This is a genomic window from Nonomuraea sp. NPDC049129, assembly GCF_040648495.1.
GTDB lineage: Bacteria > Actinomycetota > Actinomycetes > Streptosporangiales > Streptosporangiaceae > Nonomuraea.
Window position 1 is genome coordinate 886,321 of sequence record NZ_JBEZDU010000001.1, and the last position, 16,684, is coordinate 903,004.

The window sequence follows — 16,684 nt, forward strand, 5'->3', positions numbered from 1 at the left end:
GGTTGTTGGAAGTTTAGCGCCCTGGACCTTGCTTATCACCGCAGGTGAACACGAGGATGTCTCACGATCATCCCCTCTGTCCTGCGCCGCCTCGGCAGCCCACTGATCGCGGTGTCCGTGCAGGCACCGCGCCTGCCACGTCCGGATGGGCCGCCCATTCTGGCGACGTTGCGCATAACCAGTGTTGACCAGGAGGGATAATCGACAACATGCGCCTTTCCGCTCGTGTCGACTACGCCCTCCGTGCTGCCGCCGAACTCGCCGCGGCCGGCGCCGGGCCGACCACCGTGGGCGAGCTCGCCAAAGAACAGGACATGCCCCCCAAATACCTGGAAAACATCCTGCTGCAGATGCGGCGTGCCGGACTGGTCCGTGGCCAGCGGGGTCCGGAAGGCGGCTACGTCCTGGCCCGGGCCGCCGCGGACATCTCTCTCGCCGACGTCATCAGGGCGGTCGACGGGCCACTTGCCAACGTACGTGGTGAGCGTCCCGAGCACGTGGGCTACCGAGGGCCGGCGGAGTCGCTGCAGCAAGTCTGGATCGCACTGCGGGCGACCGAACGCGCCATCCTGGAGGAGGTCACGCTGGACCAGGTGGCCAGCGGCGCCCTCCCCGACCGCGTCCGCCAACTCGCCGCCGACCCCGCCGCCTGGGACTGATCTCGCACGACGCGGCCAGCTCGCCGCCTGCGACTGACCCACTCACCGGGCCCGACCGGCACCCTCGGAGTCACTCCCCGTGACCGCCCTGGGCTTTCTCCCCACGACGCGGTCAACTCGCTGTCCGCTGCTGACCCACTCGCCGGACCCGCCCGGCGCCCTGGGAATCTCTCCGCACGACGCGGCCGACTCGCCGTCCACTACTGACCCCACCCGCCGGGCCGATTCGCCGCCCTGGGAATGACTCCACACAACTCGGCCAGCTCGCCGCCCGGGGAGTTACCCTACCCGGCGGCTCAGCCGGGACGCCGCCTTCAGAAGGGGGCGCCTGCCGGTCCGGCCGGGTTTCTAGACTGGGGGCATGCCCGAAGGAGATGCCGTCTACCGTACGGCCGCGCGGCTGCGCGGCGCGCTCGACGGCCGGGTCCTGACCCGTTCGGACTTCCGCGTCCCCCGGCACGCCACGGCCGATCTCAGCGGCCGGACGGTCCTGGAGAACCTCTCACGCGGCAAGCACCTGCTGACCCGCGTCGAGGGCGGCCTGACCGTACACACGCACCTGCGCATGGACGGCAGCTGGCGCGTGCTGCCCGCGGGCCGTCGCACGGCCCCCGGCGATCAGGTCCGGCTGGTGCTGGCCAACGAGCAGTGGCAGGCCGTGGGCGTGCGGCTGGGGGTGGTGGACCTGCTGAAGACCGCCGACGAGCACCGCGTCGTCGGGCACCTGGGGCCCGATCTGCTCGGCGACGACTGGGATCCGGCCGAGGCCGTGCGCCGTCTGCGCGAGGCGCCGGAACGGACGATCGGGGAGGCGCTGCTCGATCAGCGCAATCTCGCGGGAATCGGCACCATCTATCGCGCCGAGACACTCTTCCTGCGCGGCGTCTGGCCGTGGCGGAAGGTCGGCGACATCGAGGACCTGGACGCGCTCGTGACGCTCGCCCAGCGGCTCCTGGCGGCGAACAGGACACACGCCGCCACAGTGACCACGGGCGACCGCAGACCGGCCGGCCAGACGTGGGTTTACGGCAGGGCAGGCCGACCTTGCCGCCGATGCGGAACGCGCATCAGTCGCGGCGAGATGGGCGCACAGCCACAGGAACGCCTCATCCTGTGGTGTGGTGACTGCCAACCGCGTTAGGCGGCCACCATGTCCTTGACTTCGGGAAACACGGAGTCGGTGATCGACCCGGGCACCGTCTCGGGAAGGGGGATGCGCTCGTGCTCCGGCGCGTCGGCGAGCACAGGGGTGGCCTGGAGCTCCGCCAGCGCGAACTGGTCGGACACCTCACGCAACACCTGCGACAGCGGCACCCCGAGGGCGCCACAGATCGACGCCAGCAGCTCCGATGACGCCTCCTTCTGACCGCGCTCAACCTCGGACAGGTAGCCAAGCGAGACACGCGCCAGCGTGGACACCTCACGAAGAGTGCGGCCCTGGCGCACCCTCAATCGCCTCAGCACGTCGCCGAGCAGCTGACGCAGCAGAATCATCTGTCGCTCCCTCCCCGGCGTGGATGGCTTCACCACCACGCCCCGCGCGGTCGGATCGTGGCGTCCGGTCTTTTTCTTCGGCTCGTACATGCTCCTCGCCGTCATCATCGGACGTCTCCGTCCCTGCCCCGCCGCGCTTCCTTCATTGCGCAATGGCTCAGTGCGTGACAGCTCATTACGTGAAGGTTCGTTACGTGACTCGTTAGGCCCGCCTGCCGGGCGCTCGGTGCTTGCAGATGGCTCACGGACCTCACTCACAGCTCCACCGTACCCGTATCGACCGACACCGTGTGAGACCGTGCCTCGGATGTTCGCTGGGGACGTAACACGGTAATCACCCGGTATGTTCCCCATTGTTCCCCTTCAGCACACTTGCCAGTAGATCGATAGCCTCGTCCACCGTCTCTACCCTGATACGTTCGCGAGACCCCTCAAGCCTCAACTGTCTCTGCCAAATCTGATCGCCGGGTCCGCTGACGGCCACATGCACGGTGCCGACGGGCTTTCCGTCCTGTGGCTCCGGCCCCGCCACACCGGTCACCGCCAGGCCGTATGTCGCCTCGCACAGCCGGGCGACCCCCGTCGCCATCGCCGCCGCCACCTCCGGGTGCACGGCCCCTTCCCGGCGCAACAGCTCGTCCGGCACCTCCAGGAGCCGGTGCTTCAGATCGGTGGCGTAGGAGATGACCCCGCCCCTGAACGACTTGGAGGACCCCGAGACCGAGGTGAACGTCGCCCCGATGAGCCCGCCGGTCAGCGATTCGGCCACGGCGAGCGTGGCGGCCCGGCGTACGAGCAGGGTGAGAACCTCCGCGGCACCAACCATGATCACTCCCCGCGGGCCCGTCTGGCCACCTGCCGTAGCTTGATCGCGCGCACCACGTAGTCGACGCCCGTGGCCACCGTGACGACCACGGCCGCGCCCATCACCACCCAGCGGATCGTGTCGGGCACGTGGGGCAGGATGTAGAGGACGATGGCCGTGATCTGCAGCACGGTCTTGACCTTGCCGCCATAGCTGGCCGGGATGACCGCGTGCCTGAGCAACACGAACCGCAGGGCGGTGATGCCCAGCTCGCGGCCCAGGACGGTGACCGTCACCCACCACGGCAGCTCGCCGAGGATCGACAGGGACACCAGGGCCGCGCCGGTCAGCGCCTTGTCGGCGATCGGGTCGGCGATCTTCCCGAAATCGGTGATCAGCCCGTAGCGCCTGGCCAGCTCGCCGTCCAGATGGTCGGTGAACGAGGCCACGCCGAACACCGCCAGCGCACCCAGGCGCCAGCCCATGCCCGGCAGGAAGAGACAGACGACGAAGAAGGGGACGAGCACCAACCGGAGGACCGTGAGGACGTTGGCGATGTTCCACGGGCTCACCACGCGGCGCTCGTCCTTGGTCATGGACCGGCCTTGATGCGCGCGATCAGGTCAACCCCCTCGGCGTCGACCACCACCGCGCGCACGATCTGACCGCGGACCAGGCCGATGCCCTGGACCGTGACGGACCCGTCGACCTCGGGACCTTGGTGGGCGGCCCGTCCCTCATAGCCGCCGTCGCCCAGGTCGTCGTCGATGAGCACGTCGACCTCCGTACCGATGCGCTCCTCCGCGCGCTGCGCGGTCAGCTCCTCGGCGAGCTCGGTCAGGACGCGCACACGCTCGTCGATGACGTCCTGGTCGAGCTTGCCGGCGAAGCCGGCCGCCTCGGTGCCGTCCTCGTCGGAGTAGCCGAACACGCCGATCACGTCGAGCCTGGCCTGCTCCAGGAACCCGACCAGCTCGCCGAACTCCTCCTCGGTCTCACCGGGGAAGCCGACGATGAAGTTGGAGCGCACACCCGCCTCGGGCGCGCCCTCACGGATGCTGTCCAGCAGTCCCAGGAAGCGCTCAGGGTCGCCGAAACGACGCATCCGGCGCAGGACGGTGCCACTGGCGTGCTGGAAGGACAGGTCGAAGTAGGGGGCGATGCCCTCGGTGCCGGCGAGCACGTCGATGAGCCCCGGCCGCAGCTCGGCCGGTTGCAGGTAGCTGGCCCGCACCCGCTGGATGCCCTCGACCGCCGCCAGCCGCGGCAGCAGCTTCTCCAGCGCCCTCAGGTCGCCCAGGTCCTTGCCGTAGGACGTCGAGTTCTCACTGACGAGGACGAGCTCACGGACGCCCCGGTGGCCCAGCCAGTCGGCCTCGGCCAGGAGCTCCTCGGGGTCGCGGGAGACGTAGGCGCCGCGGAAGGCCGGGATGGCGCAGAACGTGCAGCGCCGGTCGCAGCCGGAGGCCAGCTTGAGCGAGGCCACGGGGCTCTCGTCGAGCCGTTTGCGCAGCACGCGCGGCCCGCTGGCGGGCGCCAGCCCGTCGGGCAGGTCGCCGTGGCCGGGGATGGCGGTCTTGCCCGCGCTGGCACGGTCCACGGGCGAGATGGGTAGCAGGGTGCGGCGGTCTCTTGGCGTGTGCGGCTTGAGCGGCCTACCGGCGAGCACGTCGTCGAGTCGGCCGCCGATCTCGGTGTAGTCGTCGAAGGAGATGACCGCGCTGGCCTCGGGCAGAGCGTCGGCGAGCTCGTTGCCGTAGCGCTCGGCCATGCAGCCCGCGGCGACCACCTTGGCCCCGGAGTCGGCCGCGGCCAGCAGCGTGTCGATGGAGTCCTTCTTCGCCGAGTCGATGAAGCCACACGTGTTGACGACGACGACATCGGGGTCGTCGTCGCCCAGCTGCCAGCCGGCAGCCTCAAGTCGCGCGGCCAGCTCCTCGGAGTCGACCTCGTTGCGCGCGCAGCCCAGAGTGATCAGCGATGCGGTTCGGCGGGATGACATGGTGAACACTACGGTATCGGCAGTTGGCCACCACCGGGCGCACGGGCTACCTAGGTTGTGCTTTGGAAGGCTTGAACGAGCGCGTCACCATCTCCCCGCTGGCCCCCGGATGACCCAGATCCTTGCCGTCGACCTGCAGCGACACGGCGCCCGCGTCACCGATCAGAAGATGGACCTCGATGTCGGACCGGTAGGTCTTGCTCTTGCCCGCCTTCAACGTCCCCGAGAACAGCTTGCGTCCCTTGGCGTCGCTGACGTTCAGGTAGGACGGGCTCTTGGCCTTGACCTTGACGACGACGACGTCCTTGGCGGCCGCGTTGGACGCCTTCCCCTTGGCGTGCGACGGTTTGGGCGCGTGCTCGTTGATCGGGACGTTCGGCGGGATGAGGTGGGAGTCGGCGGTGCGCATCTCGTCCGACGTGCCGCCGCCGAGCACCCTGACCGCCCCGAAGACCATGGTGATGGCCAGGGCCACGCCCAGCGCCATCGTCCAGTTGAGACCGCGCCGCTCGTTGATCCTGATCTTGCGTTCGGCCTGGAAGACGGCGGCGGCCCGGATGGGCGTGACCGCCCCGCTGTGTTCTTCGTCATAGAGGTGGACGGTCGCCACGGGATCGAGCCCGACGGCCTTGGCTACGGCCCTGACATGTCCCCTCGCATAGAAATCACCACCGCACTGCGAGAAGTCGTCGCGCTCGATCGCGTAGATGATCGCCTCACGAATGCGGGTGGTCTCGCTCAGTTGCGCGACCGTCAGCCCGGCTGACCGCCGGGCCGCGGCCAGCATGGCCCCTGTGCTCTGTTCCGGCATGGCTAGCGCCTTCCGTCCCACGACGTTCTGTAATGATTCACATTCAATCAGTAGTCGTGGGGCGAACGTGCATTGGGGTCATTCGCCACGCAAGTCAGCTAGCAAACCGGGCAGATCATCGGGCTTCACGATCACTTCGCGAGCCTTGGAACCCTCGCTGGGGCCGACCACGTTGCGGCTCTCCAGCAGGTCCATGAGCCGGCCCGCCTTGGCGAAGCCGACGCGGAGCTTGCGCTGCAGCATCGAGGTCGAGCCGAACTGCGTGGTCACGATCAGCTCGGCCGCCTGGACGAGCAGGTCGAGGTCGTCGCCGATGTCGCCGTCGATCTCCCGTTTGACCGGCGCCGCGGCGACGTCGTCGCGGTATTCGGCCTGCATCTGCGTCTTGCAGTGCGTGACGATCTCGGCGATCTCCTTCTCCGAGACGAACGCGTTCTGGATGCGGATGGGCTTGCTGGCGCCCATCGGCAGGAACAGCGCGTCACCCTGGCCGACCAGCTTGTCGGCGCCCGGCTGGTCGAGGATGACCCGCGAGTCGGTGAGGCTCGACACGGCGAAGGCCAGCCGCGAGGGCACGTTCGCCTTGATCAGGCCGGTGACCACGTCGACGGAGGGCCGCTGCGTGGCGATGACCAGGTGGATGCCGGCCGCGCGGGCGAGCTGCGTGATGCGCACGATGGAGTCCTCGACGTCACGCGGGGCGACCATCATCAGGTCGGCCAGCTCGTCGACGATCACCAGGAGGTACGGGTAGGGCTGGTAGACCCGCTCACTGCCCGGCGGCGGCTGCAGCTTGCCGGCCCGCACGGCCTTGTTGAACTCGTCGACGTGCCGGAACCCGCTGGCGGCCAGGTCGTCGTAGCGACGGTCCATCTCCCCCACCACCCATTCGAGGGCCTCCGCGGCCTTCTTCGGGTTGGTGATGATGGGCGTGATCAGGTGAGGGATGCCCTCGTAGACCGACAGCTCCACCCGTTTGGGGTCGACGAGCACCATGCGTACCTCGTCGGGCGTGGCACGCATCAGGATGGAGGTGATCAGGCCGTTGACGCAGACCGACTTGCCGGCGCCGGTGGCGCCCGCGATGAGCAGGTGGGGCATCTTGGCGAGGTTCGCCACGATCGTGCGGCCCTCGACGTCCTTGCCCAGTCCCACGATCATCGGGTGGTGGTCGCTCTGCGCCACCTGGGACTTCAGCACGTCACCCAGGGAGACCAGGTCCTTGTCCGCGTTCGGGATCTCCACCCCGATCGCCGACTTACCCGGAATCGGCGACAAGATCCGGACATCCGCCGATTTAACGGCGTACGCGATGTTCTTGGTGAGCGCCGTGACCTTCTCCACCTTGACCGCGGGGCCCAGCTCGATTTCGTAGCGGGTCACGGTCGGGCCGCGGGTGAACCCGATCACCTGCGCGTCGATGACGAACTGCTCAAGGACGCTGGTCAGCGCGTTGACGACGACGGTGTTGGCCTTGGTCTGCGGCTTGGGCGCGCTGCCCGGCTTGAGGAACTGCAGATCAGGCAGGCTGTACGGCCCGGCCTGGGGCGAGAGCACCAACTGCTCGACCTTGCGGGGCGCGGGAGTGGGCTCCGGCGGCTCGGTCTTCCTGACCGGCGCTGGGGGCGGCTCCTCCTCGTCCGTCAGCCCCGGCACGATCTCCGGCGAGTGCTCGGCGCGCTTGTCCTGCTCAGAGAGCACCGGCGTGTCGTACGGCTTGACCAGATCGGCCTTCTCGCCCGTCTCGCCCTTCTTGGCCCTGGGCCGCTTCTTGACGGGCGTGGCCTGCTCGGCGAGCGCGTGCCGTTCGAACAGCAGGTGCGTGAGCTCGGCCAGCCGCTCCGGAACGCGGTGGACGGGAGTGGCCGTGATGACCAGCACGCCGAAGCCCGACAGGATCAGCAGCAGCGGAATCGTGATCCAGGCGGGCAGGATGCTCATCGGCGGCGCCGACACGATGAACCCGATGATGCCGCCCGCCTGCGACACCCGCTCCATGCCGTCGTTGGCGGTGCCGGCGGGGTAGGGCGTGTCGTTGGCGACGTGGATGACGCCGAGCACGCCGACCAGCAGCGCGCTCCACCCGATCACCATGCGGCCGGTGTCGGCGTTCTGGTCGGGGTGGCGCAGGTAGCGCCAGGCGAGCAGGCCGAGCAGCAGCGGCAGCGCCCACGCCAGCGACCCGAACACACTGTGCACGGTGACGTTGACCACGCCGGAGACCGTGCTGTCGGCCTGGCGCCAGGTCATCGCGGCCAGCACGATGGCGCCGGCGAGCACGGACAGGCCCACCCCGTCGCGCCGGTGCGCCGGATCGAGGTCGCGCGCGTTCTTGCCGAGCGCCCGGGCGGTGCTGCCGATGCCGTTGGCGAGCAGCATCCAGAGCCCGACGATCAGCTTGCCGATCATCGTGAAGACCCACGTGATCGGGTCATGGTGGGTCATGCCCGGCTTGCGGGCCGACCCGGCCCCCTTCGCCCTCGGCCGCCCGGTCGAGCTGGTTGCGCGCTTGGCGGGGGTCGAGCGGGCGGAGGTCGACCGCTTCGCCGGCCCCTTCGATGCGCTTTTCGGCGTACGGGTGGCCATGATGCCAAAGGTACGACGGAGACACCGCGGAACGCACACAGGCTCGCCGAACACGCGTGAAGGCGGCGTGCGAAAGCTCTCTTACCCCGGACCCGTCACAATCGAACCGTGTCGAAGGCCGCCTGCATGCCGGCCACCAGCTCGGCCATGTCCCTGATCGCTTCCCTCATTGCCTCGTCGCCAGCGCAGGAGCCGGCCAGTTCGCCGAGCCGCGCCTCGACGGCGCCGAGCCGCTCGGAGAATCCGCACAGCACCCGCGCGTTCCTCGACTGCGCCACGTCGTTCCGCACGAGGTCGCCCAGCAGGGCCGTCTGCTCGCGCAGCACCGCGTTCTTGCGGAACAACTCGGCGAAGACCGCGACCTTGGACCGCACCACCCACGGATCGAACGGCTTGGCGATGTAGTCGACCGCCCCCACGGCGTAACCCCGGAACGCGGCGCCGGATCCCGGCTCGGTGCCGGTCAGGAAGATGATGGGCACGTCACCCGCTTGGTCGAACCGCTTGATGTGCGTCGCCGTCTCGAAACCGTCCATGCCTTGCGTGCCGTCCACGCCGTCCATGCCGGGCATGAGCACGTCGAGCAGCACCACCGCGAAGTCGTGGCGGAGCATCAGCTTCATGGCCTCCTGCCCCGATCTGGCCTTGAACAGCTGCTGCTGAAGCGGGCGTAAGACCGCCTCGAGCGCGACCAGGCTCTCGTCCTTGTGGTCGACCAGCAAGATCTTCACCTGGCGATTCATCACAATCCTTCCTTCTCCCCCCAGACCACCTGAGGCCGCCCGAGTCCCCCGAGACCCGTCCATACCTCACCTCCAGCGGGTCCAACAGCACGACCATGGAGGCCTTCTTTGCAACTGGGGGGTATTGGAGCCGTCCAGTCTGCCACTCTGAGAGTGACCGAACTGCCACATCGAGTGATGTTCTAGGACGCATAGTGGACACGACCCGCGTGTCGAGCACGGCCTTCGACGGCACCCCGCAGGCCCCCGCGGCCGCGCGGCGCTTCGTACGTCAGGTGCTCGGCGAATGGCAGCTGAGCCACCTCACCGAAGACGCCGTGCTGCTGACCAGCGAACTCGTCACCAATGCCGTGGTGCACGCGGGCACGGGGCTGGAGCTGACCTGCCGGCTCGACCCGAACGCCGTCCCGACCAGGCTGGAGATCGAGGTCGACGATCATCACCCGACCCTGATCGTGCCGGCCGCCGAGTCGCCGCCTGAGGGCATGGCCACGAGCGGGCGCGGTCTGGCGCTGGCGGGCATGCTCGCCGACGCCTGGGGCGTCACGTACACGGGCGCGGCCAAGCGGGTCTGGGTCCGCATGGAGCTCGACAAGGGGTGCGGCCACGAGAGCGCCTCCGGCATCCCCGCCGCGAAGGCCGCCTCGGTCGCGGCCTCCACGGAGACCCTGCACGTCGCCGTCATCGTGAGCGACCTCGACGGCCGGATCGTCTCCTGGAACGCCGAGGCGGAGGCACTGCTCGGCTGGTCCGCCGCCCAGGTCGCCGGCGAGCCGCTGGCGGATCTGGTCGCCTGGCGCAGGCACGGCCCGTGCGCGCTGTCGCTGTCGGACACGCTCGGCCTGGGCCGCTGGCGCGGCGAGTCCAGGATGCGGCACCGCGACGGGGACCTGCTCCCGGTCTACATCTCCCACCTGCGCACCGACGGCCGCGCGCAGGACCGCCGGTCGATCTGGATCGTGGTGTCCAGCGACCACCGCTACGTCCTGGCCTCCCCGCCCGCCCCGCTCAAGCGGGAGCAGGGCGGCCGCATCAAGGACCTGCTCGACCACGACATGCCGCTGGACGAGTTGCTCGACACCATCGCGCAGATCGTCCAGCTGTCCAGCGCGGCCGACGCCGCCTATGTGCTGGTACGGGCCGAGGGCGGCAACCGGTTCGGCGTCGCGGCGGGCACCGGGGCGACGGCGGGGCTGGTGGGGGTGGTGGGCGCGGGCGTGTTCGGCGTGGAGCAGCAGGCGCCGGCGATGTTCGACGACCTGCTGGCCACCGACGTCGAGCTGGCCCAGCGGCTCCAGGCCAGGTCGCTGGCGTGCGCGCCGCTCATGGTGGCGGGCGAGGTGACCGGCTACCTCGTGGCGACCGCCGCCGAGCCCGGCCGGTTCGACCAGGCGCTCACCGCGAGCCTGCAGCACATCGCGGACCAGGTGGCGGTGACCGTGCAGCGCGAGCGACTGGCCGAGCGCGACCGGGCGCACCGGGGCCGGCTGTCGTTCCTCGCGGAGGCCGGCGAGCTGCTGGCGGGCGTGCACGACGAGGAGCTGATCGCGGCTCTGACGGCCCAGCTGGTCGTACCCAAGATCGCCACCTGGGCGGCGGTCTACCTGACCGACCTGGCGGGCATGACCAGGCTCGCGCACGTGTGGCACAGCGAGGAACGCCACAACGCCGACCTGCGCCAGGCCCTGCCCGTCATCCCGCGTTCGGCGCTGGGCGAGGTGACCTGGCCGGTCGGGCCGGAGAGCGTGCTGTCGTTCCCGCTGCTCACCCAGGGCCGCTCGCACGGCGCGCTGGTGATCGGGCGCGTCGAGCCGACGCTTCCGCTGGAGCTGGCCGACCTGCTCGCCGACCTGTGCCGCCTGGTGGCGCTCAACCTCCACACGGCCATGCTCTACTCGCGGCAGGCGACCACGTCACGAGTGCTGCAGCGCAGCCTGCTGCCCATGCGGGTGGCGCCGATGCCGGGGCTGGAGTCGGCGGTCGTCTACGAGCCCGCCGGAGAGGGCGCGCACGTCGGCGGCGACTTCTACGACCTGTTCACCGTCGGCGACCACTGGTGCTTCGCCCTCGGCGACGTCTGCGGCAGCGGTCCGGAGGCCGCCGCGGTGACCGGGCTGGCCCGCCACGCCGTACGGCTGCTGGCCAAGGAGAACTACACCGTGTCCGACATCCTCGACCGGCTCAACCAGACGCTGCTCGACGAGGGCGAGGACGGCCGCTTCCTCAGCCTGCTCTGCGGCGAGCTGACGCCGCTGCCCCAGGGCGGCGCGCTGTGCACGCTCGCCTCGGCGGGCCATCCCCCGCCCCTGCTGCTGCGCGCGAACGGCGAGGTCCAGCCCGTCGCCACCTCGCAACTGCTGCTGGGCATCGACGGCGACGCGCGGTTCTACACCGAGACGTTCGAGCTGCTGCCCGAGGAGCTGCTGCTGTGCGTCACCGACGGCGTCACCGAGCGGCGAGACGGCAACCGGCTGCTCGATGACGACGACGGGCTGACCGCGATCCTGTCGGGCTGCTCGGGGCTGAGCGCGCACGCCGTGGCCGAGCGGATCCGGCAGGCGGTCGAGTCGTTCGCCACCGAGCCGTCGAACGACGACGTGGCGCTCCTGGTGCTCCGCGCCACGACCGCGCTGCGGGCAGGCGGTCAGGTGGTGAACCGGTAGGAGGTCGTGGAGGTGCGGGTCTCGCCCGGCCGCAGCACGGTAGAGGGGAACTGCGGCTGGTTGGGCGAGTCGGGGAAGTGCTGCGTCTCCAGGCACAGACCCGCGTGCGGTCCGTACGGCGTGGCGACGCCGTCCAGCATGCCGCCCGCGTAGAACTGGACCCCCGGCTCGGTGGTCGTGACCTCCATGGTCAGGCCACCGACCGGCTCGGTCACCCGGATGCCGCCGTCGAGCACGAAGCAGTGGTCGTAGCCGCCGTCGTAGCGCTCGCCCACCGCGTGCGGCGTGGTGAAGTCGAACTCCGTGCCCTTGACCGGCGCCGGCTCGCCCGTGGGGATCTTGTCGTCGTCGACGGGCAGGTAGTGCTCGGCGTCCATCTGGATCACGTGCCCGAGCACGTCGCCACTGCCGGCCAGGTTGAAGTAGGAATGGTTGGTGAGGTTGACGACGGTGGGCGCGTCGGTCTCGGCCGTGTAGTCCAGACGCAGGGCGTCGTCTTCGAGCGTGTAGGTGACCGAGGCGGTCAGCGTGCCGGGATAGCCCTGGTCACCGTCGGGGCTGGTCAGCGTGAGCGTCACGGAGGAGTCGGTGGCTTCGGCGACCGTCCACACCTTGCGGTCGAAGCCACGGTTGCCGCCGTGCAGGCTGTTGGGCCCGTTGTTGAGCGGCAGGCGGTGTTCGACCCCGTCGAGGGTGAAGCGGCCGCCCGCTATGCGGTTGCCGTATCTGCCGACGACGGCGCCGAAGTAGCGGCTGCGGGTGAGGTAGTCCTCCAGCGTGGGCAGTCCGAGCACCACGTTGACGCCGGACACCTCCAGCGACTGCAGGATGGCGCCGTATGTGAGCACGCTCGCGCGCAGCCGTCCCGAGGACAGCTCGAGGCGCTCGACCTGTTCACCCGACGGCAGCGTTCCGAACATCATCTGTGTGCCTTTCCCGTGGACTCGCGGACGATCAGGGCCGTCTCCAGCATCGTGGCGGCGGCGGTGGCCGCCGAGTCGACCGACTGGAGCAGCAGGTCTACGGCGATGCGGCCGGCGGCGGCGGTGGGCATGGCGATCGTGGTCAGCTTCGGGCGGCTCAGCCGGCCCGGCACGATGTCGTCCACGCCGATCACGCTGACGTCTCCGGGGACGCTCTTGCCCCGCTCGGCGAGCCCCTCGATGAGGCCGATGGCCACCAGGTCGTTGTAGGCCAGCACGCCCGTCGCGCCCGAGGCGATGACATCGGTGGCCGCCGCCAGGCCGCCCAGCTCCGTCGGCGGGTTGGGGCCGAGGAAGACGACGTCCACGTCGTTCATCGCGGCGGCCGCCTCCTGCATCTCCTTGCTGGTCCACGACCCGCTGGGCCCGGTGACCAGCGCGATGCGCCGGTGCCCGAGCGCGGTGAGGTGCTCGACGGCCTGCCTGGCCCCGCGGCCCACGTCCATGAGCACGGTCGGCATGCCCTTGGCCCGGCGGTTGACCACGACGAACGGCACCTCCTCGCGCAGCCGCTCTATCGTCCGGTTCGTCAGGCGCGGGCTGCACAGCAGCACGCCGTCGACCTGCTTGGTGAGGGTCTGGATCAGATCCTCCTCGACCTGCGGGTCCTCGTCGGTGTCGGCCACGAACACGTGGTAGTCGCGGAGCCTGGCCTGCGCCTGGGCGGCCTTGATCAGCGGCGGGAAGAAGGGATTGGCGATGTCGGCCACGATGAGGCCGATGTTGTGGGTGCGGCCCGTGGTCAGCGCCCGCGCGGCGCGGTTGGGCCGGTAGCCGAGATCCTCGGCGATGGCGAGCACGCGGGTGCGCGTCTCGGGGTTGACCAGGTGGGGCGCGGAGAACGCCCGGGACACCGTGGAAACATGCACGCCCGACGCTTCAGCCACGTCACGAATCGTCACCGCCACGCTTGGCCTCCTCCGACCGTACCTAGTACTTTAGTGCAATCGTTTGTATCACTGTCAATCAGCCATCCCCGCCGGATTTTTCACCTAAATCCCCACCATATCTCTTCATATGGCCAGACCGCCTGGGGAGAGAAGGCCATGCCGCTTGACGTTATCCCGGCCCCGCCTCGATACTTTCTGCAACCGGTTGCCGTATCCCAAGCAGGAGTGGTGAACGACCGATGACACGAACACTGGTGACCGGCAGCGCCGGCCGGCTAGGGCGCAGCGTGGTCGCCTCATTGGCTCAGGCCGGTCATGAGGTGATCGGCATCGACGTCACACCGGGCACTCCCCCCGAGGCCGCGGTCACCCTGCCCGCCGACCTGACGAACCTGGGCGAGGCGTATGACGTCATGGCCCGCTTCCGGCCCGACGCCGTGATCCACCTGGCCGCCATCGCGACCCCGTTCAGCCGTACCGACGGGCTGACCTTCCGTACCAACACCCAGCTCGCCTTCAACGTGTGCGCGGCCGCGAGCAGCATCGGGGTCGGCAAGGTGGTCGTGGCCAGCAGCCCGACCGTCATCGGCTACGGCGCGCCCGGCGGCTGGACGCCCAGCTATCTGCCCATCGACGAGGAGCACCCCGTCGCGCCGTGGAACGCCTACAACCTGTCCAAGGTCGTGGCCGAGCAGACGATGGCGTCGTTCGCGCGCAGCTCGCAGACACGGTTCGCGGCGGTGCGGCCGTGCTTCGTGGTGGCTCCCGAGGAGTGGGCGGGCGCGCCCACCCAGTCGGGCCACACGATCGTCGAACGGCTGGACCGGCCGGACATCGCCGGGGCCTCGCTGTTCAACTACCTCGACGCCAGGGACGCCTCCGACCTGATCTCGGTGCTCCTCGAACGCCTGCCCGACCTGCCCAACGGCGAGGTGTTCTTCGCGGGGGCGGCCGACGCGCTGGCCCGCGAGCCCCTGGCGGAGCTGCTCCCCGCCGTCATCCCCTCGACCGCCGCCGCGGCCGCGAACCTCACCGGGACCGCTCCCGCCTTCACCTCCGCCAAGGCCGGGCGGATGCTGGGCTGGACGCCCAAGAGATCGTGGCACACCGAACTGGAGACCGGATGAACCTCAGCGGAGTCCTCTTCTTCCCCGTGACCCCCTTCGACCCCGACCACGGGCTGGCCGAGGAGGTGCTGGCCGAGCACATCAGGCGCGGGCTCCAACACCGCCCTGGCGCGGTGTTCGCGGCCTGCGGCACGGGTGAGTTCCCCGCGCTGTCGGAGGCGGAGCACGCCGCCGCCGTCCGAGTGGCCGTCGAGACCACGGCCGGCCAGGTGCCGGTGTTCGCGGGCGCCGGCGGTCCGCTCGGCGCGGCGCTGGGCCAGGCCCGCGCGGCCCGCGAGGCGGGCGCCGACGGCCTGCTGCTCATGCCCCCTTACCTGGCCAAGGGCCCCAACGAGGGCTTCACCGCCTACGTACGCGCGGTCGCCGCGATCCTGCCGGTCATCATCTACCAGCGCGACGCGGTGGCACCCACCCCCGAGCAGGTCGTGGCGCTGGCCAGGATCCCGGGCGTGATCGGTCTCAAGGACGGCCTGGGCGACATCGACCTCATCCAGCGCACGGTGCTGGCGGTGCGCAGGGAGATCGGCGAGGAGTTCAGGTTCTTCAACGGGCTGCCGACGGCCGAGCTGACGATGGGCGCCTACCGGGGCATCGGCGTGGAGCTCTACTCCTCCGCCGTCTTCGCCTTCGCGCCGGAGATCGCCACCGCGTTCCTGAACGGCGCCGACCACCTGCTCACCGAGTTCTACGAGCCGCTTGTAAGGCTGCGCTCCAAGGTCCCCGGCTACGCCGTCTCCCTGGTCAAGGCCGGCGTACGGCTCGGCGGCCTGGACGCGGGCCCGGTACGCCCGCCCCTGGTCGACGCCTCGCCCGAGCACGTGGCCGAGCTGAAGGCCCTGATCGAACACGGGCGGTCGCTGGCAGGCGTCTCATGATCCGTGACCTGAAAGTGAGCGCTCACACCGCCGAGCTGTCCAGGCCGTGGGGGCCGGACGTGCCCGTCAACCACGTCATGGTCGTGGAGCTCACGCTCGACGACGGCCGCACGGGCACCGGTTTCTCCTGGACGCCGCAGATCGGGGCGCGGGCCGTACAGGCGCTGCTGGAGAACGACATCCGCGAGGCCGTCATCGGCCTGGACCCGCACCCCGAGGTGGTGTGGGACCGGCTCTGGCGGCACCTGCGCGAGGCCGGGCCCGGCGGGATCACCACCGTCGCGCTTGCCGGGGTGGACCTGGCCCTGTGGGATCTGCGCTGCGGCGAGCGCGGCCTGGCCGACGTGCTGGGGCGGCGCAGGGACACGGTGCCGGTGTACGGCAGCGGGGTGAACCTGCACTACTCGCTGGAGGAGCTGGTCGCCCAGGCCGGGCGGTGGAAGGCCGCGGGCTATCCCGGGATCAAGATGAAGGTGGGCCGGCCCGACCTCGCCGAGGACGTCGAGCGGGTGGCCGCGGTCCGCGAGGTCGTCGGCCCCGGCACGCTGCTGATGATCGACGCCAACCAGCGCTGGGACCTGCACCGGGCCCGTCGCGCCGTCGAGGCGCTGGCCCCGTACGACCTGCACTGGCTGGAGGAGCCGCTGCCCGCCGACGACGTCGCCGCGCACGTGGAGCTGCGGCGGTCCGTGGACGTGCCCATCGCGGTCGGCGAGAACGTCTACACCGTCTACGGCTTCCGCGACCTGCTGACGGCGGGGGCCTGCGACATCGTGCAGCCCAATGTGGTCAGGGTGGGGGGAATCACCCCGTTCTTGCGCATCACCGAGCTGGCCCGGACGTTCGACGTACCGGTCTACCCGCACCTGCTGCCCGACCTGTCGGCGCAGCTCGCGCTGGCTCTGCCGCTGCCGTGCATGGCCGAGGAGGTCGAGGACGCCTCGTTCGCCGCGCTGGGGCTGCTGGCCGAGCCGTATCCCGTCCACGTGAGCGACGCGAAGGTGCGCGTCGGTGAGCACCGGGGGCTCGGCCTCCACTGGAGATGA

15 protein-coding genes are annotated in these 16,684 nt (G+C 70.1%); 6 read left to right on the forward strand and 9 right to left on the reverse strand.

The window, feature by feature from the left end:
- Positions 1-209 precede the first annotated feature (209 nt).
- The gene (locus AB0B64_RS03885; RefSeq protein WP_357946947.1) at positions 210-659 is read left to right on the forward strand and encodes an Rrf2 family transcriptional regulator; all 450 of its coding nucleotides are present in this window, start codon (positions 210-212) and stop codon (positions 657-659) included.
- A 361-nt stretch (positions 660-1,020) separates the two neighbouring features.
- Positions 1,021-1,800, forward strand: a complete 780-nt coding sequence (locus AB0B64_RS03890) for a DNA-formamidopyrimidine glycosylase family protein (protein ID WP_358174440.1) — start codon at positions 1,021-1,023, stop codon at positions 1,798-1,800.
- On the opposite strand, the gene AB0B64_RS03895 is transcribed toward AB0B64_RS03890, so the two are convergent.
- The 7 genes from AB0B64_RS03895 to AB0B64_RS03925 all read right to left on the reverse strand — a co-directional run bounded on the left by AB0B64_RS03895 (position 1,797) and on the right by AB0B64_RS03925 (position 9,100).
- Positions 1,797-2,153, reverse strand: coding sequence for a helix-turn-helix transcriptional regulator (locus AB0B64_RS03895; protein ID WP_357948119.1), 357 nt, complete (start codon positions 2,151-2,153; stop codon positions 1,797-1,799). The two genes, AB0B64_RS03890 and AB0B64_RS03895, sit on opposite strands and share 4 nt — an antisense overlap.
- Positions 2,154-2,487: 334 nt before the next feature.
- Entirely contained in the window at positions 2,488-2,979 is a 492-nt protein-coding gene (locus AB0B64_RS03900; protein ID WP_357946942.1) for a CinA family protein, read from the reverse strand.
- A gap of 2 nt (positions 2,980-2,981) precedes the next feature.
- Positions 2,982-3,554 (reverse strand): CDP-diacylglycerol--glycerol-3-phosphate 3-phosphatidyltransferase, encoded by a 573-nt coding sequence (gene pgsA, locus AB0B64_RS03905; RefSeq protein ID WP_357946939.1) that lies wholly within the window; start codon positions 3,552-3,554, stop codon positions 2,982-2,984.
- Complete coding sequence (gene rimO, locus AB0B64_RS03910) at positions 3,551-4,960, reverse strand: 30S ribosomal protein S12 methylthiotransferase RimO (protein WP_357946937.1); 1,410 nt, start codon at positions 4,958-4,960, stop codon at positions 3,551-3,553. Before rimO ends, pgsA begins: the two co-directional genes overlap by 4 nt.
- Positions 4,961-5,006: 46 nt before the next feature.
- Positions 5,007-5,771, reverse strand: a complete 765-nt coding sequence (locus AB0B64_RS03915) for a helix-turn-helix domain-containing protein (RefSeq protein WP_357946934.1) — start codon at positions 5,769-5,771, stop codon at positions 5,007-5,009.
- A 78-nt stretch (positions 5,772-5,849) separates the two neighbouring features.
- A complete protein-coding gene (locus AB0B64_RS03920) occupies positions 5,850-8,357 on the reverse strand; it encodes a DNA translocase FtsK (protein ID WP_358174443.1) in 2,508 nt (835 codons plus the stop codon).
- Between the two features lie 95 nt (positions 8,358-8,452).
- On the reverse strand, positions 8,453-9,100 hold the full coding sequence (locus AB0B64_RS03925; RefSeq protein ID WP_357946929.1) for a response regulator: 648 nt from the start codon (positions 9,098-9,100) through the stop codon (positions 8,453-8,455).
- 194 nt (positions 9,101-9,294) lie between these two features.
- Between AB0B64_RS03925 and AB0B64_RS03930 the strand changes: the two genes are divergently transcribed.
- Positions 9,295-11,763 carry a SpoIIE family protein phosphatase gene (locus AB0B64_RS03930; RefSeq protein WP_357946927.1) on the forward strand — a complete coding sequence of 823 codons (2,469 nt, stop codon included), beginning with the start codon at positions 9,295-9,297 and terminating at the stop codon, positions 11,761-11,763.
- Here AB0B64_RS03930 and AB0B64_RS03935 read toward each other — a convergent pair.
- Both AB0B64_RS03935 and AB0B64_RS03940 read right to left on the reverse strand, forming a co-directional pair.
- Positions 11,745-12,686: an aldose epimerase family protein gene (locus AB0B64_RS03935; RefSeq protein WP_358174446.1), complete on the reverse strand. Its 942-nt coding sequence runs from the start codon at positions 12,684-12,686 to the stop codon at positions 11,745-11,747. The two genes, AB0B64_RS03930 and AB0B64_RS03935, sit on opposite strands and share 19 nt — an antisense overlap.
- On the reverse strand, positions 12,683-13,654 hold the full coding sequence (locus AB0B64_RS03940; protein ID WP_357656179.1) for a LacI family DNA-binding transcriptional regulator: 972 nt from the start codon (positions 13,652-13,654) through the stop codon (positions 12,683-12,685). The genes AB0B64_RS03935 and AB0B64_RS03940 overlap by 4 nt, the downstream gene beginning before the upstream one ends.
- A 221-nt stretch (positions 13,655-13,875) precedes the next feature.
- Between AB0B64_RS03940 and AB0B64_RS03945 the strand changes: the two genes are divergently transcribed.
- The 3 genes from AB0B64_RS03945 to AB0B64_RS03955 are packed head-to-tail and all read left to right on the forward strand — an operon-like array spanning position 13,876 to position 16,684.
- Positions 13,876-14,763 (forward strand): NAD(P)-dependent oxidoreductase, encoded by an 888-nt coding sequence (locus tag AB0B64_RS03945; RefSeq protein WP_358174449.1) that lies wholly within the window; start codon positions 13,876-13,878, stop codon positions 14,761-14,763.
- A complete protein-coding gene (locus AB0B64_RS03950) occupies positions 14,760-15,638 on the forward strand; it encodes a 5-dehydro-4-deoxyglucarate dehydratase (protein ID WP_358174452.1) in 879 nt (292 codons plus the stop codon). The genes AB0B64_RS03945 and AB0B64_RS03950 overlap by 4 nt, the downstream gene beginning before the upstream one ends.
- A gap of 14 nt (positions 15,639-15,652) precedes the next feature.
- Entirely contained in the window at positions 15,653-16,684 is a 1,032-nt protein-coding gene (locus AB0B64_RS03955; protein WP_358174455.1) for a mandelate racemase/muconate lactonizing enzyme family protein, read from the forward strand.